Origin of the sequence: Marinovum algicola, from assembly GCF_900109145.1 — a bacterium.
GTDB lineage: Bacteria > Pseudomonadota > Alphaproteobacteria > Rhodobacterales > Rhodobacteraceae > Marinovum > Marinovum algicola.
In genome coordinates this window covers 15,067-36,237 of sequence record NZ_FNYY01000033.1, presented here as the reverse complement: position 1 = coordinate 36,237, position 21,171 = coordinate 15,067, and the positions used below count along the sequence as shown (strand labels likewise).

Genomic DNA, 21,171 nt, shown 5'->3' with positions numbered 1-21,171 from the left:
TGGCCTCCTTTCGAGTTTTGGTGAGAGTAAGTGGTGATCAGGCTGACTGATGGGACCGCGGATCGTTGAGGATCCTCGCGCCGAACCCTTCGACCATGTCGATGTAGGTGGTCAGCGAGACGGACTTGCCAGGACCCCAAGGTTCAAGGTCGACCGACCCGTCCTGCGCCACCCGCGGCAGGTTCGCGAAGGCGATGGCATCGGTGACGGGTCGGATATCGATGCACGGGGTCCCTCGTGCGACCGCGAGGGCGGCCGAGGGAAAGCGCTCGATCGGCGCGAAGGTCGACACGGTGGTCCAACCGAGATGGAGGAATGTCCCACTCTCCCCGCAGATCACATGCGCGTTTGGCAATGACGCCGCCTGCTTCAGATAGCCGAGATCACGCAGGACGGTCTGGCGTTCGAGCCGCTGTGCCAGCGCCGTCTGGCCAGTTCGGCGCAGCTCTCTATGCCGCCACCAGGAGGCGGCGGTTGCGCGGAGCACGCGCAAGACACCTGTTTGCATGGGAATGCCCTTCATCCGGAACGGCAGACCGGAACCCGGCCCGGACCCATCTGAGGGACCCCAAAGCCCCTCATCCGTCAGTCACAAAACCCGAAGAACACTTTCACTTTCTACGGGTCCGGACCCGTTCTTGGCAAAACCATTGAGTCCTCACCACAGGACTCAATGCCGGCACGTCTACCGAAGCTCTTGATTTGGATCAGCAGAGCCAGTTGGGGATGAAAGATCGGCAAAGAGCATCGGCAGTATCTCGCATCAGATTCGATATTATTGATATAGATCAAATAGTTAGATGGCCCTCCAGATCGGCAAAGAATATCTCTACAGGCCTGCTTAAAGCTGCGAACGCGTGGTATTTCTCAATCTTGCCCGATCATGCGGCCTGCCCGTTGAGCCTGCCATAAAAGCTGCGCTCCAGATGCAGCTCCCCTGCCCCGGCCTTCTCCACCATGCCCCGAAGATATCCACCCGGAGAGGCAACCTCACCGGTACTGTGCTTCTCGAAGACGAGCGCAAATGCGGCCGTGGCCACTTGGGTCCCCATTCGGTCCTGCGCGACGTTCCAGGCATGCTCCGAGATCCCGATCATCGGCCTGAGTTGCCCGGCAACGCGGTGCAGATCGCCCCAATCCTTCAGGAATCCACCCATATTGCGCGCCCAGGACACGAATTCCGGACAGGCCTGCATGATTGTCGGCAGGTCGAGCGCTGTCCGCTTCTTGCGTACCTCAGCAACCCAGTCTTCCAACTCCCTATCAACCCGCTCTTCGGGTTCGGCATTGGGCACCACACCTGCCGCTTCCTCTTTTTCAGAGGAATTACTAGTTACAGGATTAAGTTGATTTGTAATTAGTATATGAGGTTCGGAAATGACCTCCCTGGGGTTCATTTCTTGAGTCTTCCCAGAAACTTGTTCCTTGGTTTCGGGCGTGTTTTCCACAGTTTGAATGACCTCAGTTGCCTTGAGATAGGCCGCCTCGACCCCCTCCTGGAGCTCCTTGAACCACGTCAGGAGCCGAGCAAGCTGCTCGGACGCTTCATGGCGACGCGGAAGCCGGTCCAGAAGCTCCTCAAAAAGCCCCGTGAATTGGCTCCAGGGCCCGCGCAGCGCGCTGCTGATAGCCGCTTCAATCCGGGCTCGGATCATCCGGCGCGCAACCGTGATCTGGCGCTTCAGGCGCTGGCAGAGCTCGCGTTCAGCCTGCAGCTCGGCATGAAGCTGTTCGAACTCCTCGACACGGGCTGAAAGCGGCGACAGATCAAAGCCGTAAGCCTCAATGATGCGCCCATCGGCGTCCCTGCGGCCCCACCGCTTGCCATTGGGGCTATCCTGGAAGGAAATCACGCCGATCTCAGCAAGACGCCGCGCGTGGCGCTTGAGGGCCGACAGGGAAAAGCCCGTCTGCTCCATCAGATAGGCGTTCGACGCCCAGACGATCGGGCGCTGCCCCTCCGCCCAGTCCTGAGCCTGAGTGAAGGCCCCCAGGGTATCGAGGAGCATCATGTCGCCAGCCTTCAGGCCGATATGGGCCCCAACGCGTTTGAGCGCGACAAATGCTCGTGTTTTAGGTACTGCTACCTTTTCACCGGCTTGGGCAAGCTGCTCAGCAACCCCAAGACCCGGTGTCGGCTTGCGCCAACCTGTATGTTTCATGCCTGTATCTCACCTCCGGTTATGTGGAGGCAAAAGAAAGCCGTTCGCTCAGAAGCGTTCGTCGTTGACAGTGAATCCTGTGAGACCTATCTTGAAGGCGACCAAACCATTAAGATCAGCTCTCAGGCCACACCGCTTGGGGGCTTTTCTTTTGCCGTTAATTCACTTGTCGTTCCTTTTTGCTCCTTGCCTCATCGTTCCGAAGAACATCTCACCAACGCTGTCTTCAGTCGGTATCTTTCTCCGTGTCTTCGACGTTCAAATAGTTTGCGACTAAGTCTCCAAGCTTTTCGAGACGCTCTTGGTCAATCGGCACTCCTGCAACCTTGATTGATAGGTTTCCATCGACGGAAGTGACCGAAAGATTTCGGTTGCCCACCTTGCGCTTTACGGTGAGTTTTTGGGGCTTTGTCTTTGGTTTTGGCTTGGCTTTGTTCGTTCTCTCCAAGCTCGCTAAGGCACCCTGTAAATCGCGAAAGCTCATGTCGTAGACGTTCTTGAACGTGTTCAAGATTTGATCCTGCGCAGCGAAAACGGACCGTGCTCGCGAGACTAGGCTCTCATGCACACCAATTTTCTTGGCGAAGGCCACAGCTGTCAGTTTCTCTTCGCCAGAAGCCAGCGTCTCATACATTTCTCCAATCGAAACCAATCGCTCAAAAGGGCTGAGATTCTCGCGCTCCTCATTCTCGCGAAACCGCAGAAACAACATCTCAAACTTGCTGTTCTCAGCGTTTCGCGCGTCAGGCGGGGCAAGGATTGCACGAAGGGGTACACCGAGCTCTGACGCGGCAGCCAGTCGGCGGCGTCCTGTCAGCATCACGAATGGAACCCCCGCGATATTCGACGGGTCCAACGGATCCGGCTGCCAATCCGGATCCTCCGGCCACACTAGAATGGGCGTGTCCTGCCCGTTCGAAGCGATGCTGTTTACCAAAGACCTGAAGGCTTCCTGGGACATCCAGTCTTGTCGGCGGTCGGTTCCCATCGGATCGGAGATTTGATCTGGCGACAGGCTTATCTCGTGGCGACCGTTGAGGATATCCAAACAAAGCTCGGCTCTGCTTCGCTCTACTGCAGCTTGCGACTGCGCAAGCGCTCCTGATTTCCAGGCACTGCCGGCCCCCTTAAAAGGAGTCGAAACAGCATCACTCGATTCTGTCCTGCCTTCGGAACCGCTCGCACGTTCCTTGTTTGTATCGAGATTGGTAGCCTTGCTGACCAGCGACCTTGGAATACTGCGTTTCATGCTTCACCCTCGCCGTCATCTTCATAGAATTCGTCCATCCAAGTATTGGCGTAGCCACGTTCGAGTCCTGGCCAGAGTCGCGATATTATGGCGTCGTTCACGGCATCGGCATTCGTGATGAACCGGTTGATCCCCTTGCGCTTTCCGGGCGTGTCCGGTTCGTATTCGTATACGGACTGATAGACGTCCGACGCGTTCGAGATCGCGTCGGAACGCAGATAAAACACGGGCAGAATCTCCGTGGGGCAATGTTCTAGCAGGTTTCCGATGTGGTTAAGATCCTGCGCATTGGACCGTTGAACGATCGTTGGCAACAGCATGTTCGCACCGGTTCCGATCTCGATCCTTTCATGGGCCAGGATGTGCTGAAGCATCCCAAGCAGACCAGTCACAAAGGTCGACAACGTCGCGATGTCGAACCCCTTCATGGTTTGCGGTATGACCAGCGAAGTCGACGCAATCACGTTATTCAACTGGAATAGTGTGAGCGCGGGTTGATAGTCGATGATGATGACATCCAGCGTCTCCGTTAGTGCGGTGTCGAGCCGCTCCTGGTCGACCTTGCCGTCGACTACCAATTCGTTGGGTAGCGTTTTCGGTGGGTGGCCCGCTTTCCAGCGGTCGATGGCATCGCGTAGGTAGCGGTAAAAGCTCTTTCCTGCGGGGGCTTCGCGGACAAGCCGCGCAATCTGGATCTCACCCTCGGATGTTTCGCCGTGAGCTGGAAGCAGACGCAGGCCTGGCCAGGAGGTCTTGAGAAAGAAGCTGTCGAGCGTTTGCGCATCATGGTCGGTATATGGCGCGTCTTCCGACTGAAAGAGTCCAGCAAAGTCCACCATGGAGGCGGTGTTTTCGTCGGGCATTTGGGGAAGGCCCTCTCCCCCGACGAAGTAGAGCGTTATTGTACTTTGGGGGTCAGCATCCATGACACCGACACGCATGCCGTAGTGCAAGCTGAGATACTGGGCAAAATGCGCGGCGCTCAGACTTTTGGCGGTGCCGCCTTTCTGGCTTGCAAACGAGATGACGGGCAAAGGTGCGTCAGGCTTCCGCCAGGCCAGGTAGTCGTACGGCCGCTTTGCCGAGGCTGCCAGAAGGGCCCGCATGTGCATCAATTCTGAAAGCGTGAAAACACGCTCTCTTCCAACATATTCTCCTGCGGGAAAGTCATCGCTCGAATTGGCGAACTTGGTCAGATACTGAATACTCACATTGAGAAACCTAGCGCACTGGCGCATGGACCAGGTTCGCTTGATGCGCTGACGCAAGGTGAGTTCCTTGTTCACTGCCACCATCGTGCGCTCAAGCCCACGTGACAGATCCGTCAAAAACTGTTCTAAACTACCGCTCATTTATAAGCCCTGACTTCGGTTGGGTCCGAGTTCGACTCGATTCTGCCCCAATGGTAGCACGGTTCTGAGCAAAAGATAAAGATACCACGCGCCTATAGCTTTCAGGCGCTTATTTTGAGGCTCAGTGGCTCCAGAAACTCCAATCTTGAACGCGTTCAAGATTGGAGTTTAAGTCGGCTGACCAGAGCGAAGCCGATCAACCTTGCATGTTACACGCCGCGTCTTTCGGACCCGAGGAGATGACTGACCTAGTTCATGGCTTTGCCCAGGTTTGCGTTGAAGCCGTGATCACAGATGCTCACCGTGAAGTAGCCAGCGCCGGACTCCCCTTTCCGAATCTTCTAGATGCCGCCGCACTCGGCCAGCTTGCCTTACGGGGAGCGTCCGGCGACGCGTTGCGCGAAGGCCGTCCTGTTCGACCTCGCGACGGGTTCGATGGTAATTTCCAGGTCGGAGATCAACATGCAGATTGAGCCGAAGCCTTTGACGGGTTCGTTGTCGGCTCTTGTGAAACTGATGCAGCCCGAAGGGTAGCTGGGCGGTTGACCAAGGCCTGACTACGCTGGATGCGAAGCGCCGCATAGAAGGGTAGGGGAGGAAGATGGGCCACAGCCGTTGTAGACGGGGCGGCCGCTGCGATGTGCATTCCATGCAACAGGGCCGCATCGGGAGACGTCCGGCGGTCGAGAAAGATACCAAGGAAAATTGGAAACTCTGTTGAAACTGACCCAAACAAGAAAATACCTTGGAACTCGCGCAGGCGCGCAGCGGGAAAAGCCAGCGCTGCGCTAAAGCGCTCTCAACAGCCCAATTCCCTGTTCGAGAGGTATTGCCCGGATATCTTCTGCTAAGGGGACATCACGCTCTCCGGCGTAGATCAGCAGCTTCCGATTGGCTTTGACGTCTTCTGCGCCGGTGTGGAAACCACGAGAAACCTTCGGCGCAGTCGTGCGCTTGATCTCGACGGCCCAGATGTCGCCACCCGGCAAACGCAGAACCAGATCAAGTTCGGCTCCGGCAGAGGTGCGATAGAAGAAGGGTTCGGTGCCGGCGGGCGTCGCGGCAAGAAGGGTCTCGATGCAGAACCCCTCCCAACTGCCGCCGACGACAGGATGCCCGAGCAAGCCCTCGGTTGTACCAATACTCAACAGCGCATGAACGATCCCGCTGTCCCGCACATAGATTTTTGACGATTTCACCAGGCGTTTGCCGACATTCTCGTGCCAGGGCTGCAGCCGCCGCACCAGCATGAGATCGACGAGCAGATCGAGATAACGACCGATGGTTTGGCCCGACACACCGAGCCCCTCTGCGAGGGCAGCAGCATTCAGCAGGCCGCCTTGCACATGCGCCAACATGGTCCAGAAGCGCCGCAAGGTTGCGGCCGGAATACGCGGTCCAAGGGCAGGGATGTCACGCTCCAGATAGGTGCGCAGGAAATCTAGACGCCAGTCCATGCTGGCCTGATCGCTGGCAGCCAAGAAACTGTCAGGAAAGCCACCACGTAACCAGAGCGCATTCAACTGATCAGTCCCAACTTCGGTAAGTTGCAGAGGGGGCATTTCGATATACCGGACCCTTCCAGCGAGGGACTCTGCCGATTGTTGCAGGAGAACATTGGAGGCTGACCCTAAGAGCAGAAACTGCCCCGTACGAAACCCGGCCCGCCTGCGCTGGTCGATCTGACCACGCAGGCTCTTGAAGAGGCCGGGCATCTGCTGCACTTCGTCGAGGATGACGAGTTTTCCCGTTTGTTCATCCAGATAGAGATCTGGTTCGGTCAGGATCTGCCGGTCCGCGTCACGTTCAAGATCAAGGTATACCGATGGTTGCTCCGAAGCGATGTCGAGAGCAAGCGTGGTCTTCCCAACCTGCCGGGGACCGAGGAGCACAACAGCGGCTTGGTTCGCAAGCGCGGATTGCACAAGTTGATGAGTTTGGCGCATATACATACCTTGCAATTACTCCATCATGTGGAAGATTTGCAAGGTTAAATTATTGTGCCGCTAAAGTTCCAGCCCAATTTGTGAATTAACCTGAAGTGATGAACACACTTTGCGCCAAAACTCACTCCAACAACCCAATTCGCTCCGCCCGTTCCAGCAGCATCCTCACGGACGACGGTTGCCAGCTCATGCGTCCACGCGGCGTGCGCTCGCGCATGGATTCCAGCCGGTCACAGATCGCCCGTAGCGTGATGCCGGGATCTGCGCCTTTGATCGCGGCGACAATCGCAGGCAGGCGGTCGTCTGCTTCGCGGCGCCCGGCACGGGCCAGCACCTCTGCGGGCAGGAACCCGTCGCGAACATAGGCCTTCACGGCGCGCAAGAGACGGCCTTGGGTCCAACGACGTACCTCCGTTGATGATGCGCACCACGTCTTCCCAGGCCAAGTCGGGGCGCAACCGGCGCACATGGGGCAACCAGTCTTGTGCCGTCTCGTTCAGACGCTCCATGTATCCGTCCTGTCGCGCCAACCGCACCTTGCGAAGAGCGGCAGGGTCTTTGGCCCGCAGTCCGGGGTTTCCGCCCACGCGGCCCTTTGTGCGTGCGCTGGCCAAGCCAGCCTTCGTCCGTTCCCGGATCAGGGCGCGCTCGAACTCGGCCGCAGCGCCCAAGACCTGCAGCGTGAACTTGCCTTGCGGGGATCCGGTGTCGATCGGGTCCTGAATGGAACGAAAGAACGCACCCTTGGCCTCCAGCCGCTCGATCACCTCCAGCAGATGCGACAGGGATCGCGCGAGGCGGTCAATCCGCACGACGACCAGCGTGTCGCCCTTGCCGATGCGCTCCAACACCCGCCCAAGCACCGGCCGCGCACGATTGCCGCCAGAGGCCTGTTCTTCATGGATCTCGGCGCAGCCTGCGGATTTCAGGGCCTGCGACTGGGGCAGGGGGGTTTGATCCTCGGTTGAAACGCGCGCGTAGCCTATCAATGGCATCAAAACAGTCTTTTTGCAGTTTTATGTACCGCCACTAAACGACCGAATGACCGCGCGATCAGAGCCCGGCTGCCTTCGTCAGGTTCACCCGGAACCTGTCGCGACGCCGCTGGTAGCGGCGGGTCATTTCGACCGTGGTATGGCCGAGCTGATTCTGAACATAGCGCTCGTTGACCTCGGCAGAACTGGCGAGACCGGCGCGAAGGGAGTGGCCGAAGAAGAGGGCGAGGCGGTCTTTCTCGGACAGCTCGGATCGAATGCCAGCTTCCAAGACTGTGCGCTTGATCAGGCGCGCGACATGCTTGTCGTTTAATCTCTTTTCGGATGCCCTTTTGCCATCGCGCGAGACGCCCACGAAGACCGGGCCGAAGTCGATCTTCGCGAAGTGCAGCCACTGTTCGAGCGCATGGACAGGGCAGGTCTTTTCCTTGGAGCCGCGGCCAATCTCGACCTCGCGCCAGCCGGTCTTGGCATTGAGGGTGAGCAGGGCGCCCCTGTCGAAGATTTCGATCCAACCGCCCGAGTCCGGCGTGTCGTCCTTGTGAACGTCGAGGCTGACAATTTCCGAGCGCCGGAGACCCCCGGCATAGCCGAGGAGCAGGATGGCCCGGTCTCGCAGACCGTGCAGGTCGTAGGGCAAGGTGGCGAACATCGCGAGGATGTCCTCGGCCATGATCGCTTCCTTCTGCGCCGGCGGACGGGCGTGTTTGCGTTTGATCCCGGCCAGTACGGTGGCGATGTGGCGGTTCTTGCGATCGAGGGTGAATCCCTTCTGCGCGTAGTTCCAGGCGAGGCCCGACAGGCGGCGGTCGATGGTGCTAACCGTTAGGGGAGGGGCCAAAGCCCGCGGCCAGATCAGCCAGATAAAGCCCGATCATTTCGGGTGACGGCGGCAGTGGCTCGGCGTCCTTAATCCGGCACCAGCGCGCAAAATGCGCCCAGTCCTTCGCGTATGCTTTCAGCGTGTTCTCCGAGGCCGCGGCACGGGCATAGTCGCGGGCGGTGTCGACCAGCCGGTCGAGGCTGCCAGACCCGGCGACATGCGAGGGCAGGGCGATGCCGTCGCTTTCCTCTTGATCGCTCTCGTCGACGCGAGCATCATCAAGCCCATCAGAGCGCGCTGATGTCGATTTCTCGATCTCGGAGGGCATTTTTCACTGAATCCGCCGATGAAATTGAACTGTCTCGCAGCATACTTCTATACGTCCGATAATGCAAACTTATTGGACATAGCGGAGAGCCGCTGGGTGGGGCGGTTTTGCTGCAATTTGCTGGCCATAAGCGCCGTCTTGGCGTGGGCTCCCGGCATGATACGTGCCCAACCTGCGCCAGCAATTGATGTGAACAACGTACCCCGGATGCCGTCCTGGGTCACCGTGGCTTGCGCTGAAACCCTTAAAGATGTGGCGTTTTTATCAGGCGCGGCGCTGAACCACCTGCATGTTGTGTTTACAGATGAAGCCGTCCCCCACGCCTTGTTGCGGGAGCGGCTGGCGCTGTGCCAACCAGGGCCATGCAGCATTCGGCAGCGTCACGCTGATCGAGGGGGCGAACAACGATGGCGTTCTCAGGCGTATCCTTGTGGACACCGCCCATGTCGGCCGTCGTCTGATGATCGTCGATGCGCTCGCAGAGCGCGATCTGACACCGCTCGATATTGATTACGTTCTGGGGACACATGCGCATTGGGATCATATCCAGAATGTCGACCTGTTCACCAATGCGACGCTGCTCCTTCACCGCGATGAACGTTTTTATGCGCACCAGCCGCGTGTCGACGATTGGGCCACACCGTCCTGGACCGGGTTCATCATTGAACAACTGACGATCGAGGAAGTGGGCGAAGGACACGTCGTGATCCCCGGCGTCACGATCATGGAAATGACCGGTCACTCCATTGGCAGTATCGGCGCCCTGGTCGACACCGACGATGGCCGTGTGGCAGTGACCTCGGACGCGTTGCATTTCGCCTGGGTCGCACAGGCAGGTGAAAACCCGTTGGTCTTCTGGGACGAAGCCAAGGCGGCGCAAACTGTGGCTCGGGTCATGGATGCGGCCGACCTAGTATATCCTGGCCATGACATGCCGTTCCGTATGACCAAATCGGGCGAGATCGAATACCTCGCCCGGTTGAAAATAAGCATATCGGGTATTGAGCCGGAACTGACACCGCTGGACAAGAGCCTGACGATGATGCCCGGCCGCAAGACAGTGTGCGATTGCGATACCGGCACGATCCGCTGTGCGGATCACAAGCGGATCCACGAGGTGATCAAGCGGCGGTACGAGGCGGGCGAAACGCCATTGCCGTCGCGTGATTGGGAAAAAATCGGTTGAGGGATGTGGGCAAGCGTCTGTACGAGCGATCTTGAATGAAAGTCGAATTATGAACAAGCAACTGGATATTGTCTGCCTGGGGCGGATCGCCGTGGACCTTTACGGCGAACAGGCGAACACGCCGCTGGAAGACACACGCACGTTCCGACGTTATCCGGGCGGATCAAGTGGGAACACCGCAATCGCGGCAGCCCGTGCCGGGGCGCGCGTCGGTTTGATTTCGGCGGTCGGGGCCGACCCGATGGGACGCTACCTGCGAAAGTACCTTGATGCCGAGAATGTGGATTGCCGTGCGCTCACCGTGCGCAAGGAACACAGAACCGCACTTGCGTTTCTGGGCATGTTGGGCAGCGAGATCGACGGGTTGGACTATTATCGGGACAATGCCGCCGATGAATGGATCGAACCCTCGGCTGTGCCCGGCGACTACTTCAACGGAGTGCGGTACCTTGCGCTGACCGGAACAAATGTTGCCGATCCTTCCACCTGGGCGCGGGTATCCCCGATCGTGGACGCCGCAACAAGGGCGGGCGTCGAGGTCGTTCTGGATCTCGACTATCGCGCTGCGCTCTGGTCGGCTTGCAGCGGCGGGCTCGAAGGCGCCATTGCACGGGTGCGCACCGTTCTTCCCGGCTGCAAGATCGTGGTTGGGAACCTCGAAGAGGTCGCACTGGTGGTTGATGGCGGGGCCTGCGAGGGCGATTTTGAACTGGTTCGCAAGCTTGGCCGCGACGGCGCAAGCTGGAAAGCCGGCAAAGCGCCTCCGCACCAAGTTGCGGGCCATGCGATCGAAGTCGTAAATCCGGTTGGCGCGGGGGATGCCTTTCTGGGAAACCTGCTAGCTTCGCGGGTGAGCGGTGCGTCGCGGGATGAGGCGCTTCGCTGCGCGAACGCGGCCGGCGCCATCGTGGCAACCCGGCATGGCTGTGCTTCGGATATGCCGTTCGCAGAAGAGATTTCGAACTTTCTGGGCGATCCGGATCAGCACAGTCCGGCGCTGGCGCATCTGCACCGGTCCCGTGCCCGGCCGCGCGATCGAGCCCGGATCCTGGCACTGGCCTGTGATCACCGTGAACCCTTTCACCAACTGATGTCTGAACATGGTCGAAGCTTCGAGGATGCCAGGCACTTCAAGTCGCTGGTACACCGCGCGATGTTGGCCGGGGGCGATCTGCTGACAGGGTATCGGGCGGGCATGTTGATGGACCCATTGTTTGGACAGCACGTCCTGGACGCGCTTGGACACGATGGGGTTTGGACCGGGCGGCCGGTCGAGGTCACCGGGTCCCGGCCATTGCGGTTGGAACCTGGCGCCAATCTCGCAGCGTCCATTCATTCCTGGCGCCCTGGCCAGGTGGCAAAGGTTCTTGCCTGGTATTCGCCGGACGATCCGGAAGCGCTCATGCGCGACCAGGTCGAAACTCTGCACAGGCTTCAGGCCGCCTGTCGGTCGGCCGGCGTAGAGTGGATGCTGGAACTGGTCCCGCCGGCCGGAAAACCGCGTGATGACAGAACGCTGCGTCAGGGCGTGCAGCAATGCTACGAGGCGGGGCTGATGCCCGATTGGTGGAAATTGCCGGCCTTGTCCACTGAAGACGGCTGGTTAAAGTTGTCAGAGACCATCGCGGCGCATGACGCCCAGAACCGCGGGATCATCGTCTTGGGAGCCGCCGAACCCATGGAGGTCATGGAAGACCGGCTGCGATCCGCGGGCCAGCAAACGATCTGTGCCGGTTTCGCTGTTGGGCGCACGGTTTTTGCGGAAGCGGCCAGGCAGTGGTTTGCCGGATTGATCAATGACGAGTCGGCCGTTACCGCAATGCAGCACAATTATTCCCGTCTAGTCGGGGCATTCACCATGGAGAGGACCGAAACATGCTCGGCGTGACGAAACAAAGTGAGAGTCTCGGCGACGTCGCACTGGTTGACTGGCCCGAACCCGACGCTCGGCCCGGTCATGTGGTCCTGGAGGTGTTGAGCGCGGGAATCTGTGGCACGGATCTCCACATCTATCGCAACGTATATGCTAGCAACCCGCCAGTTGTTCTGGGTCATGAGGTCTGCGGTCGAGTGGTGCGGATGGGAGAGGGTGTTGATTCTGGATTGCAGGGGCGGCGCTTTGTCGCCGAGACCTTTTTCGCAACCTGCGGCGCCTGCGCGCACTGCCGCGACGGGCGGCCCAATCTGTGCCGACAGCGCCAGTCCATCGGAAGTCATGTGAACGGGGCAATGACGGACTTGGTTGAGGTGCCGGTGCGCAATCTGCATGAGGTGCCCGAGAATATCGGCGACGCCGCGGCCAGTCTTGCGGAACCGCTTGCATGCGTGATGAACTCCCTCTTCGGGGAGACGTCCCACATTGAACCGGGACAGAAGGTACTGGTGATCGGGCCCGGCGCGATCGGTTTGATCGCCGCCCAGGTGGCGGGTGTGCAAGGGGCCGAAGTGACCCTGCGTGGCACCGAAGCGGACACGGCGAGACTGCAGCTTGCCAGACAGATCGGGTTCGAAACCTCGACCGTCGGTGACGTGTTGCCAGAAGAGTCGTTCGACGTCGTGGTCGAGTGTTCCGGCAACGGGCATGGCTATGCCGATGCGTTGAATTTTGCCTGCCGCTCGGGCCGGATCGCGCAGATGGGTCTCGGCGGCAAACCGGCGACCCTGCCGACTGATCTGATCTGCTACAAGGAACTGACGATCACATCCGGTTTTGCATCCACGCCGCGCAGTTGGAAACGCGCCATGCGCCTGATGCACGGTGACAGCCTGACGTTGAAACCTCTGGTCACCGATGTGATGCCTGTGCGCGCCTGGGAAAAGGCGTTTGACCATTCCTTCAATGCGGATGGCGTCAAGTTCGTCCTGGCGCCCGGCGACTGAATGTCCAAGTCGAAGGACAACCCTTCACCAGGAGCATTCGGCGAAAGGAAATGCTTGGCGATTGATCCGCTTTTGTGTGCACCCTATGGATAGGCCTCCGTTTGCAGAGGGCATCGGGACCGCATTCAGGGGAATTCGTTCGATGCTCGACCTGGGATCGCTGGCGCTCTTCGTCAAAGTGGCGGAACTTCGCAGCGTAACCGCGGCTGCGAACGAATTGCAGATCGCGCAACCGTCCGTCAGCCGGAAAATGAAGCGCCTTTCCGACCAATTGGGGGTTCAGCTGTTCACCCGCAACGGCCGGACAATCGAGTTGAGCGAACATGGCCTCATCTTTCTGGAACATGCCAGGAACCTTCTGGCAGAGGCACATGATCTCGAAGATCTGATGAGGTCGAAAGCGGCCATTCCCACCGGGCCGTTGTCGGTTGGACTGCCGCATTCCTTTACGGCAACGATAACGGAAGAGTTTGCAGTTGCAATCCGGGCCGAGCAACCCAGGGTACAGGTCTACGTGGTCGAAGGGACGAGCCTGGGTCTTCGTGCGGCGCTTTTGCAGAAGACCCTGGATCTTGCCATCGTCACCTCGATGGAGCCCGACAATGACATCGTGACGCGGTCGTTGGTGACCGAGCCGATGATGCTGATCGGGCCGGAGGCGGCACAACTGTCGGAGCCCGTCGCGCTCCAGGCCGTGTTGAAGTTCCCGCTGATCCTGACGCCGCAGCCCAACAGCATGAGGAAGATCACGGATCGGGCGTTTGGTGGGCTCGGCGCGGCTCCGAAACTGGTTCTGGAAACAAATACCGGGCTTTCCGGTGCGCTTGTGGCGCGTGGGGCCGGCTATACCGTCCTGCCGTATTCTGCCCTGATCTCGATGCGACGTCTTCATGACCTTTCCGCCGCCCCGATCCAGGGGTTGACGGTGGAATGGCAGATTGTCCGCCACAAGAAGCGTCCAGAGACGGCAGCCTGCCGCATTGCGAGGGAACTGATTGCAAGACTTGTCGAAAAGGCGATCGACTCACGGGAGTGGCCGTTCGCATCGCTGCCGAAAGTCCGGCCGGACTAAAGCGTTTCGACATTAACCTGCGACATATCCGGCGGCTTTGAAGTAGTTCCAGCACTCGGCTGGGTCGTATAGATCGCAGATTGCTCCGATGGTATGCTCAGACGGCATAAGTGATGATCTCGCAGGGGAAACGGTAGCCCTTCAGGCGCGGCATCACAGCTGGTATGTTCATCGCGACCGGCTAGACGGCTTCAAGGGCGGCAGCAAGTTGGCAATCCCGCTTGGTCTTCTGGCGTGATGATGCTCGCCGACAATCGTCAGCTCTCGCGAATGATGGAGCCAGGCGAGAGGAGCGACTGTTCAAATCGAAGTCGCATTCAGGTGCCCGGGAAACGGCACCTGACCTGTCATCGAAAGCGCCGGCACAAGCCATAGCGCGCCCTCGTGGTTGGCGGCAGTGCTGCGCCCGGGGCGTCCGCCGTCGGTGACGATCAGCCCGCCCCTTGCAAACAGGCAATTCGTCGGGATCTTGCCGATGGGGATGCGGCCCGCATGATTTCCCTCGCGGGTGATGATCTCGACAGTGCCGCTGCCACATCCGGTGATCAGGAAATGCCCGTCGGCTGAGATTTTCAGGCCATCCGGCGTGCAATTATTCGGCAGAGTACAAAGCGTTGTGATGGTTCCGTCGCTCAGGCGCTGGACCTTGCGGGTGTAGGATTCCACCCAGACCAGATCGCCGGTGTCTTCAACCACGATGCCGTTGGGATAACAGGGCGGGAGTTCGGCCAGCAAAACCCCCGTGCCATTGGGTTTCAACGCACAGATAAAGCCAGGATTGTCGCGGGTGACGGGGTCAAAGGCGCCGCCCGGATCGGTGAAATAAAGCCAGCCATTCGGACCAAAGGCCAGATCGTTGGGCGCCCGCAACTGATGCGACCCGACCTGATCTGCCACCAGTTCGACCCGCCCATCGGGCAGCACGACCTGAATGGAAGGCGGGCGCATCTGCTCGGCCCGCCAAGGGCCGATCACGCCGCCGTTCTGGGTCAGGTAGACCTCGCCCCGCGTCCCGGCGAGCGCGGCATTGGGGCCGCCGCCGACCTGAGCAAACGGGTGGACTCGGCCATCGGGATCGAGCACCGAAATGCGGCTGCGGTACGTTTCGACAAAGGCGATGCGCCCGTCAGCCAGAAGCGTCGGGCCTTCGGGCCAGGCCAGCCCATCGGCGAGCATGACCGGAGCGGCGTGCGAAAACGGGACCATTGTATCTTTCTCTTGTTTCACCTGAAAGCCGCCATTCGGTCGCGCGTTTGGAAATTCGAGGTCACCAGCCACTCCAGCAGAACGTGCTTTAGCCTGGCTTTTTCCACCGCATGGGCGGGATCGTCCCAAAGGTTGTGCATCTCGTCGGGGTCGGCCTCCAGGTCGAACAACTGGCCCTCGTCGCAGCCCAGCAGATGGACCAGTTTCCAGCGTTTTTCGCGCACCATCGTGATGAAATCCGCGCCGGTCATCACCATGTCCCCCGCCTGTTCGCAGAAGACCTGTTGGCGCGGCGTATGGGCCTGTTTGGTCAGCGCGGGCAGCAGGCTTTGCGCCTCCATGTCGGCGGGCGAGGCCACACCGGCCAGATCAAGAATTGTCGGCCCGAGGTCAAAGAGCTGCACCAGATCGTCAACGCTGCGCCCGCCGCGGAACCGTTGCGGCGCCCAGACGATCAACGGCACCCGCGTCACCACGTCATACATCGACCATTTCTGCGACAACCCGTGATCACCAAGACAATCGCCGTGGTCCGAGGTAAAGATCACCACGGTGTCGTCCATGTAGCCGTTGCGTTCCAGCGCCTGCATGATCTCGCCGACGGAGGTGTCGATCATTTCGACATTGGCGTAATAACAGGCCCGCATGCGGCGTTCATCCTCGGGCGTGCGGTCGGGGTTCCACAGGATGGAATCGTGATCGACCTGCGCATCATGCTGGCGCTTTTCCTCAAGGTAGGAGGGCTGTCCGGCGCGGTCTTCGTCCGAGTCGACGGGCAGGGGGATATTGTCCTTCGCCATGTATTTTTCGGCCAGCTCGGGCGTCGGATCATAGGGCGGATGCGGCCCGGGAAAGCCGATCTGCATGAACAGCGGGGCAGCGTTCGGCTTGGTGTCCAGCCAGAACTTGGCAAAGTTGCCGACGAAGGTGTCGGAATGCAACGCCGCGGGCAGCTCCCATTCGAAAGCGCCCAGCCTCTGGCCATAATCGTCGCGCTTGCGGTAATGTTCGCGCTGCTGCTTGACCAGACCATGCACCGCCAGCGCCTTGTCCCATTCATCCAGGTAATGCCGTCCTTGCAGGTAGCGGTCCTTGTTTTCCACGTTGAACCGTTCGTCGAACCCGGCCTCGGCGAGGAAGGGATTGGTGTGCATCTTGCCGACATTGACGCAGGTATAGCCCGAGTTGCGCAGGTCGCTGACCCAGGTTTTCGACCAATACTGTTCGTTCTCCATCACTCCGGTGACATGCGGATAATACCCGGTGAACAGGCTGGCGCGGCTTGGCACGCAGCTGGGCGCGGTGATGTGACACTGCGAAAAGGACACCCCCTCCTGCGCCAACCGGTCGAGGTTGGGCGTGTCCATATGCGCATGGCCGTGGGCGCGGATCGTGTCAAAGCGCTGCTGGTCGGTGATGATCAGAAGGATGTTGGGGCGTTTGGGGGCCGTCGATTCGGTCGCGCTGGTCATGAGGGGGCCTGACTTGGGGAGGAGGATTTCAGTCCCAGGTTAATTGGATGGACCAGAATGTCAAGAGATGTGAATTGGGTGGGGCAGAAACTCGGAATTAGCGGCAAGCTGGACCAACCAGGGAAGTGATGAAAATACGCATTTATTACAGTCAATTGACCCACCAACCAGGGGCATAGTGCAATGAGATCTGGGATGCCTTGATAATTTGGGTGGACCAAAATGAAGAATCCAGTTAAGTCTGGCTCAACCAATTCAGACAGGAACCTTCCTCATGACCCAAACCGGTGCCCGGATCCTTGCCGACGTGATCGAGAAACAGGAGGCGCTGGACAGTGTCTTCTTCGTGGACGCCGTGCTGCGTCATACCCTGCTGGAGCTTGAGGATCGCGGCATCGCCCGCATCCTTGCCCACAGCGAGAAGGCCGCGGCCTACATGGCCGACGGTTATGCCCGCGCCACCGGCAAGCTGGGGGTCTGCATGGCCCAGGCGGTGGGCGCGGCGAACCTGGCCGCGGGCCTTCAGGACGGCTACCTCGACCGGGTGCGGATGCTGGCCATGACCGGGCGCAAACCCGACAGCCACCAACACCGCAACGCCTATCAAGAGGTGCCGCATGCACCCCTGTACGGGCCCGTCACCAAGTTCACCGGCGAAGTGCGCGACGTGAACGAGCTGCCGCGGATGCTGGGCCATGCGCTGCGCGCCGGGCGGACCGGCACGCCGCGGCCGGTGCACCTGGATCTCGACGGGCTGAAGGGCGACATGGTGGAAGAGGTGGCATTCACCGGCGATCCGGCGCTTTTGGGCTTTCCGGCCTCGGGGCAATCCGCGCCGGCACTGCCCGACCGCGCCATGCTGGACCAGGCGGCTGCGCTGCTGGCCGGGGCCGCCCGCCCCATGCTGGTCTGCGGGGTCAGCAGCCTGTACGACAAGGCCGGTCCCGGCGTCATGGCGCTGGCCGAGAGGCTGGGCCTTCCGGTAGCCACATCCGTGGGCGGCCGCTCGGTGATCCCCACGTCGCATCCCAATCATTTCGGCGTTGTCGGCACCTATTCGGCGCCCTATGCCAACGCCCTGTTGGCCCAGTCCGACCTGGTGATCTATGTCGGCTGTCACATGGGCGACCAGATCAGCACCAACTGGACCATCCCGACCCCCGGCACGAAGATCATCCAGATCGACACCGATCCGGCAGAGCTGGGGCGCGGCTATCCCGACGTGCTGGGGCTGGCGGGGGATCTGAACCGGACGCTGCTTGCGCTGGCCGAGACCTGCGCCGAGACGTCCGGCAATGGCTGGCTGGCGCGCTGCACCTCGGCGGCGCGTGAATGGCTGGCCAGCTCGCTGGGCCAGTTCGACGGGCAGGAAGACCTGATCCCGGCGCCGCTGCTGGCGCATGAGCTGGGCAAGGCCCTGCCGGAGAACGGGATCGTCGTGGCGGACACCGGGTTCTCGGCCACCTGGACGGCGCAATACACCGCCTTTGACAAGCCGGGCCAGACCTACCTGCGGGCGGCCGGATCGCTGGGCTGGGCCTTTCCGGCAGCACTTGGCGCGCAACAGGGGGCCAAAAACCGCCCTGTCGTCTGCTTCACTGGCGATGGTGCGTTCTATTACCACATCGGCGAGCTCGAGACGATGCGCCGCTGGAACATCCCGGCGGTGATCGTGGTCAACAACAATTCGGCGCTGGGGCAGGGGCTGCGCTCGGTCAAGAAGCTCTATGAACGTCGCGACGGCAACCTGGGCGACCTGGTTGAATTCCGGAAGACCAACTTTGCCGACCTGGCCCAAGTCTTCGGCATCCGCAGCTTCCGGGTCGAACGCGCCGCCGACATCCGCCCGACTCTGGAAAAGGCGATTGCCCTGCGCGAACCGGTGGTTGTTGATGTGGTCACCGACCCCGACAGCAACCCCGAACCGGCCTGGAGCCTGTGATCATGGCGGGGTATGAACAGGTCACCGTGATCGGCGCCGGGCTGATGGGCCATGCGATTGCGCTGGTCCATGCGATGGCGGGCTGTGAGGTGACGCTCTGCGATCTGTCGCAGGAGCGGCTGGACTGGGCCCGGACGCGGCTGGAGGATCTGGCGCAGTCCGGCAATACCGGCGTGGCCGAGGCGCCGGAGGCGCTGGCACGGATCGGCTATGCCGTGGACCTGGCGGGCGCCGTGACCGAGGCCGACCTGGTGGTCGAGGCGATTGTCGAGGATGCCGAGGCCAAGCGCGCGCTGTTCGACCAGCTTGCGGGGCTGGTGCGCGCCGATGCTGTCATCGCCAGCAATACTTCCTTTCTGGATATCTTCCCGCTGGTGCCCCAGGCCCTGTCGACCCGCACGCTGATCGTGCATTGGTACACGCCGCCCTACCTGATCGATCTGGTCGACGTGGTGCCCGCGCCTGATGCCGATCCGCGGCTTGCCGCGCGCATGGTGGAATTCCTGCGCGCGATGGGCAAAAAGCCGGTGCTGCTGCGCAAGTTCGTGCCCGGCTATATCGCCAACAACGTGCAGATGGCCATTGAGGCGGAGGTCTTTCGCTTGCTGGATGCGGGCGTGGCCGAGGTCGGGGATATCGACGATGCCATCCGCTTCGGGCTGGCGCAGCGGCTCTGCCTGATGGGGCAGTTCCGCAAGATCGACTATACCGGGCTTCAGGTGGTGCGCGACATCCATGCGGCCGGGCTCTACACGCCGCCGGTTCAGCCGACCGGCACCAAACGGCTCGACAGCCTGCTGGTCGAGGGGGCCAACGGCCTGCTGGCTGGGCGCGGCTTTTACGATTATGACGGCGCGCCCGCCGACTACCTCGACCGGCGTGACCGCAACCTGCTGCGGCTGCGGGCCGCGCTGGAGGGGCTGGATGACGGGCTCTGACGCCACGCCCTGGCCGCTGGCGGTGTTTGACTGGGGCACCTCGAACCTGCGCGCCTACGCGGTCGACGCGCGCGGCGCCATCCTCGGACGGATCTCGGGGCGGGGCGTGAAGCAGACCGAGCGCGAAGCCTTTCCTCGGGTCTATGAGCGCGCCATGGACCGATTGCAGGCCAAGTTCGGCTGTCGGCAGGCGCTTCTGGTGGGCATGGTCGGCAGCAATCTGGGCTGGCAGGAGGTGGCGATGAACCCCGCGCCCCAGACCCGCGCCACGGTGCAGGCCAGGTTGGTGGCACTGCCCGGCACGGCGGCGCATATCGTGCCGGGGGTCAGCGCGCCCTCGCTTGGCGGCTTCCCTGAGATGATACGCGGCGAAGAGGTGCAGGTGTTCGGCGGGCTAGCCTTGGCCGGTCAGGAAGAGGCGCTGGTCTGCCTGCCCGGCACCCACAGCAAGTGGGTGAGTTGTCGCGGCGGCGCGATCCAGCGGATTTCGACCGCGATGACAGGTGAGCTTTTTGACCTGCTCTGCCATGCCAGCGTGCTGAAGGGTCATGTGACCAGCGAATTGGGCGGCACCGGGCTGGCCGGTTTCGACGAAGGCGTGACGGTGGCGCAATCGGGCCTGGGCGCGGTGCTGCTGGCGTTTTCCACCCGGCCGCGCGCGCTCTTGTCGGGCCGGGTCGATCCGGTCGACGGGCGCGGCTATCTCTCGGGCGTGCTGATCGGATCCGAGATCCAGGCGATGCAACAGGCCACCGGCACGCGGGCGCTGCTGATCGTCGGAGAGCCGGAACTGGCGGGCTTTTACGCGCGGGCGGCGGGGGCGCTTGGCGTGACCGCACAGGTGATCGACGGCGCCGCCGCCATTGCCGCGGGCGCGGCCGAGATCCACCATGCCCGGCTGGCAGCGGACCCGCCGGTCAATAGCTGAGAAAGCGCGAAATCATCCAATCGATATGGCGCTGCATCGCTGTGCGCGCCGCCTGAGGTCGGCGTGCGACGATGGCGTCGGTCACTTCCTGGTTGTTGGCCAGCACGGCAATCCGGTTCTGCCGTGACCGCGTGCTGCCGTACCAGTTCTCCCACAACGGCCCGCTCTTTTGCTCCCACAGGTATTCCAGCAGCTCGACGAACAGGCTGTTTTCCGAGCCCTGGGCAATGCTCAGGTGGAACTGTTTCGTGGCATCGTGGAATTCTGGCGTGTCGTCTGGCGGCACTTCGGCATTGGCCATATTGGCATCGACAATTGCATCGATCGCCCGCCGCGATCCGTTCAGCGCCACAAGAAAACAGGCCTCGCCCTCGATCAACCGCCGCATCTGGAGCACTTCGTGCGGGCCCGGTGTCGCCTCGATGGAGTGCAGGATACCCGCGGATTTTCGGGTCACCGGAAGGACATAAGCCCCGGAGCGGTCCTTGATCCGGATGATTTCGCCCGCCTCCAGCACCATCAGCGCCTCGCGGATCGTGGTTCGGCTGACCTCGAACTGGGCGGCAAGGTCACGTTCCGCCGGAAGCCGGCTCATTGGTTTCAATTCGCCGGACCGGATCATCTGTTCCAGCTCGCCGGCGATGCGTTGATAGACTTTCTGACTCATCCATGCGCTCCGCAGAGGTTTGGGC

General features: G+C 61.0%; 15 protein-coding genes and 4 pseudogenes. 8 read left to right on the top strand and 11 right to left on the bottom strand.

Going from position 1 to position 21,171, the window contains the following annotated elements; translation table 11 throughout:
• Positions 1 to 37: 37 nt before the first annotated feature.
• The 7 genes and pseudogenes from BMW90_RS24510 to BMW90_RS24475 all read right to left on the bottom strand — a co-directional run bounded on the left by BMW90_RS24510 (position 38) and on the right by BMW90_RS24475 (position 8,855).
• Entirely contained in the window at positions 38 to 508 is a 471-nt protein-coding gene (locus BMW90_RS24510) for a hypothetical protein (protein ID WP_244526617.1), read from the bottom strand.
• Positions 509 to 881: 373 nt separating this feature from the next.
• Complete coding sequence (gene repC / locus BMW90_RS24505; RefSeq protein ID WP_074840228.1) at positions 882 to 2,162, bottom strand: plasmid replication protein RepC; 1,281 nt, start codon at positions 2,160 to 2,162, stop codon at positions 882 to 884.
• 226 nt (positions 2,163 to 2,388) lie between these two features.
• Positions 2,389 to 3,411: a ParB N-terminal domain-containing protein gene (locus tag BMW90_RS24500; RefSeq protein WP_074840226.1), complete on the bottom strand. Its 1,023-nt coding sequence runs from the start codon at positions 3,409 to 3,411 to the stop codon at positions 2,389 to 2,391.
• Positions 3,408 to 4,763 carry a ParA family protein gene (locus BMW90_RS24495; protein WP_170850625.1) on the bottom strand — a complete coding sequence of 452 codons (1,356 nt, stop codon included), beginning with the start codon at positions 4,761 to 4,763 and terminating at the stop codon, positions 3,408 to 3,410. Before BMW90_RS24495 ends, BMW90_RS24500 begins: the two co-directional genes overlap by 4 nt.
• Positions 4,764 to 5,551: 788 nt before the next feature.
• Complete coding sequence (locus BMW90_RS24485) at positions 5,552 to 6,715, bottom strand: ATP-binding protein (protein WP_074840224.1); 1,164 nt, start codon at positions 6,713 to 6,715, stop codon at positions 5,552 to 5,554.
• Between the two features lie 115 nt (positions 6,716 to 6,830).
• Positions 6,831 to 7,704: pseudogene (locus BMW90_RS24480) on the bottom strand (recombinase family protein).
• Positions 7,705 to 7,762: 58 nt separating this feature from the next.
• A pseudogene (locus BMW90_RS24475) lies at positions 7,763 to 8,855 on the bottom strand (tyrosine-type recombinase/integrase).
• 18 nt (positions 8,856 to 8,873) lie between these two features.
• Here BMW90_RS24475 and BMW90_RS27310 point away from each other — a divergent pair.
• The 5 genes and pseudogenes from BMW90_RS27310 to BMW90_RS24455 form a co-directional block, all read left to right on the top strand.
• Positions 8,874 to 9,146, top strand: a pseudogene (locus BMW90_RS27310) (hypothetical protein); the annotation flags it as partial.
• A gap of 13 nt (positions 9,147 to 9,159) precedes the next feature.
• On the top strand, positions 9,160 to 10,041 hold the full coding sequence (locus BMW90_RS24470; protein WP_074840222.1) for an MBL fold metallo-hydrolase: 882 nt from the start codon (positions 9,160 to 9,162) through the stop codon (positions 10,039 to 10,041).
• Between the two features lie 49 nt (positions 10,042 to 10,090).
• Positions 10,091 to 11,929 (top strand): PfkB family carbohydrate kinase, encoded by a 1,839-nt coding sequence (locus BMW90_RS24465; RefSeq protein WP_074840220.1) that lies wholly within the window; start codon positions 10,091 to 10,093, stop codon positions 11,927 to 11,929.
• Positions 11,917 to 12,921: a zinc-dependent alcohol dehydrogenase gene (locus BMW90_RS24460; RefSeq protein ID WP_074840218.1), complete on the top strand. Its 1,005-nt coding sequence runs from the start codon at positions 11,917 to 11,919 to the stop codon at positions 12,919 to 12,921. Before BMW90_RS24465 ends, BMW90_RS24460 begins: the two co-directional genes overlap by 13 nt.
• A 142-nt stretch (positions 12,922 to 13,063) precedes the next feature.
• A complete protein-coding gene (locus BMW90_RS24455; protein ID WP_170850624.1) occupies positions 13,064 to 13,993 on the top strand; it encodes a LysR family transcriptional regulator in 930 nt (309 codons plus the stop codon).
• A 100-nt stretch (positions 13,994 to 14,093) separates the two neighbouring features.
• On the opposite strand, the pseudogene BMW90_RS26525 reads toward BMW90_RS24455, so the two are convergent.
• The 3 genes and pseudogenes from BMW90_RS26525 to BMW90_RS24445 form a co-directional block, all read right to left on the bottom strand.
• Positions 14,094 to 14,165 (bottom strand): annotated as a pseudogene (locus BMW90_RS26525) (IS6 family transposase); the annotation flags it as partial.
• A gap of 128 nt (positions 14,166 to 14,293) precedes the next feature.
• Positions 14,294 to 15,199: an SMP-30/gluconolactonase/LRE family protein gene (locus BMW90_RS24450; RefSeq protein ID WP_074840214.1), complete on the bottom strand. Its 906-nt coding sequence runs from the start codon at positions 15,197 to 15,199 to the stop codon at positions 14,294 to 14,296.
• A 17-nt stretch (positions 15,200 to 15,216) separates the two neighbouring features.
• Positions 15,217 to 16,671, bottom strand: a complete 1,455-nt coding sequence (locus BMW90_RS24445; protein WP_074840212.1) for a sulfatase family protein — start codon at positions 16,669 to 16,671, stop codon at positions 15,217 to 15,219.
• A 274-nt stretch (positions 16,672 to 16,945) separates the two neighbouring features.
• On the opposite strand from BMW90_RS24445, the gene BMW90_RS24440 reads away from it, so the two are divergent.
• The 3 genes from BMW90_RS24440 to BMW90_RS24430 are packed head-to-tail and all read left to right on the top strand — an operon-like array spanning position 16,946 to position 20,479.
• Positions 16,946 to 18,613, top strand: a complete 1,668-nt coding sequence (locus BMW90_RS24440; RefSeq protein ID WP_074840210.1) for a thiamine pyrophosphate-binding protein — start codon at positions 16,946 to 16,948, stop codon at positions 18,611 to 18,613.
• A 2-nt stretch (positions 18,614 to 18,615) separates the two neighbouring features.
• Positions 18,616 to 19,551: a 3-hydroxyacyl-CoA dehydrogenase family protein gene (locus tag BMW90_RS24435; RefSeq protein WP_074840253.1), complete on the top strand. Its 936-nt coding sequence runs from the start codon at positions 18,616 to 18,618 to the stop codon at positions 19,549 to 19,551.
• On the top strand, positions 19,538 to 20,479 hold the full coding sequence (locus BMW90_RS24430) for a 2-dehydro-3-deoxygalactonokinase (protein ID WP_074840208.1): 942 nt from the start codon (positions 19,538 to 19,540) through the stop codon (positions 20,477 to 20,479). Before BMW90_RS24435 ends, BMW90_RS24430 begins: the two co-directional genes overlap by 14 nt.
• Here the strand turns inward: BMW90_RS24430 and BMW90_RS24425 are convergent.
• Positions 20,469 to 21,146, bottom strand: a complete 678-nt coding sequence (locus BMW90_RS24425) for a FadR/GntR family transcriptional regulator (RefSeq protein WP_074840207.1) — start codon at positions 21,144 to 21,146, stop codon at positions 20,469 to 20,471. The genes BMW90_RS24430 and BMW90_RS24425 overlap by 11 nt on opposite strands.
• Between the last annotated feature and the right edge of the window lie 25 nt (positions 21,147 to 21,171).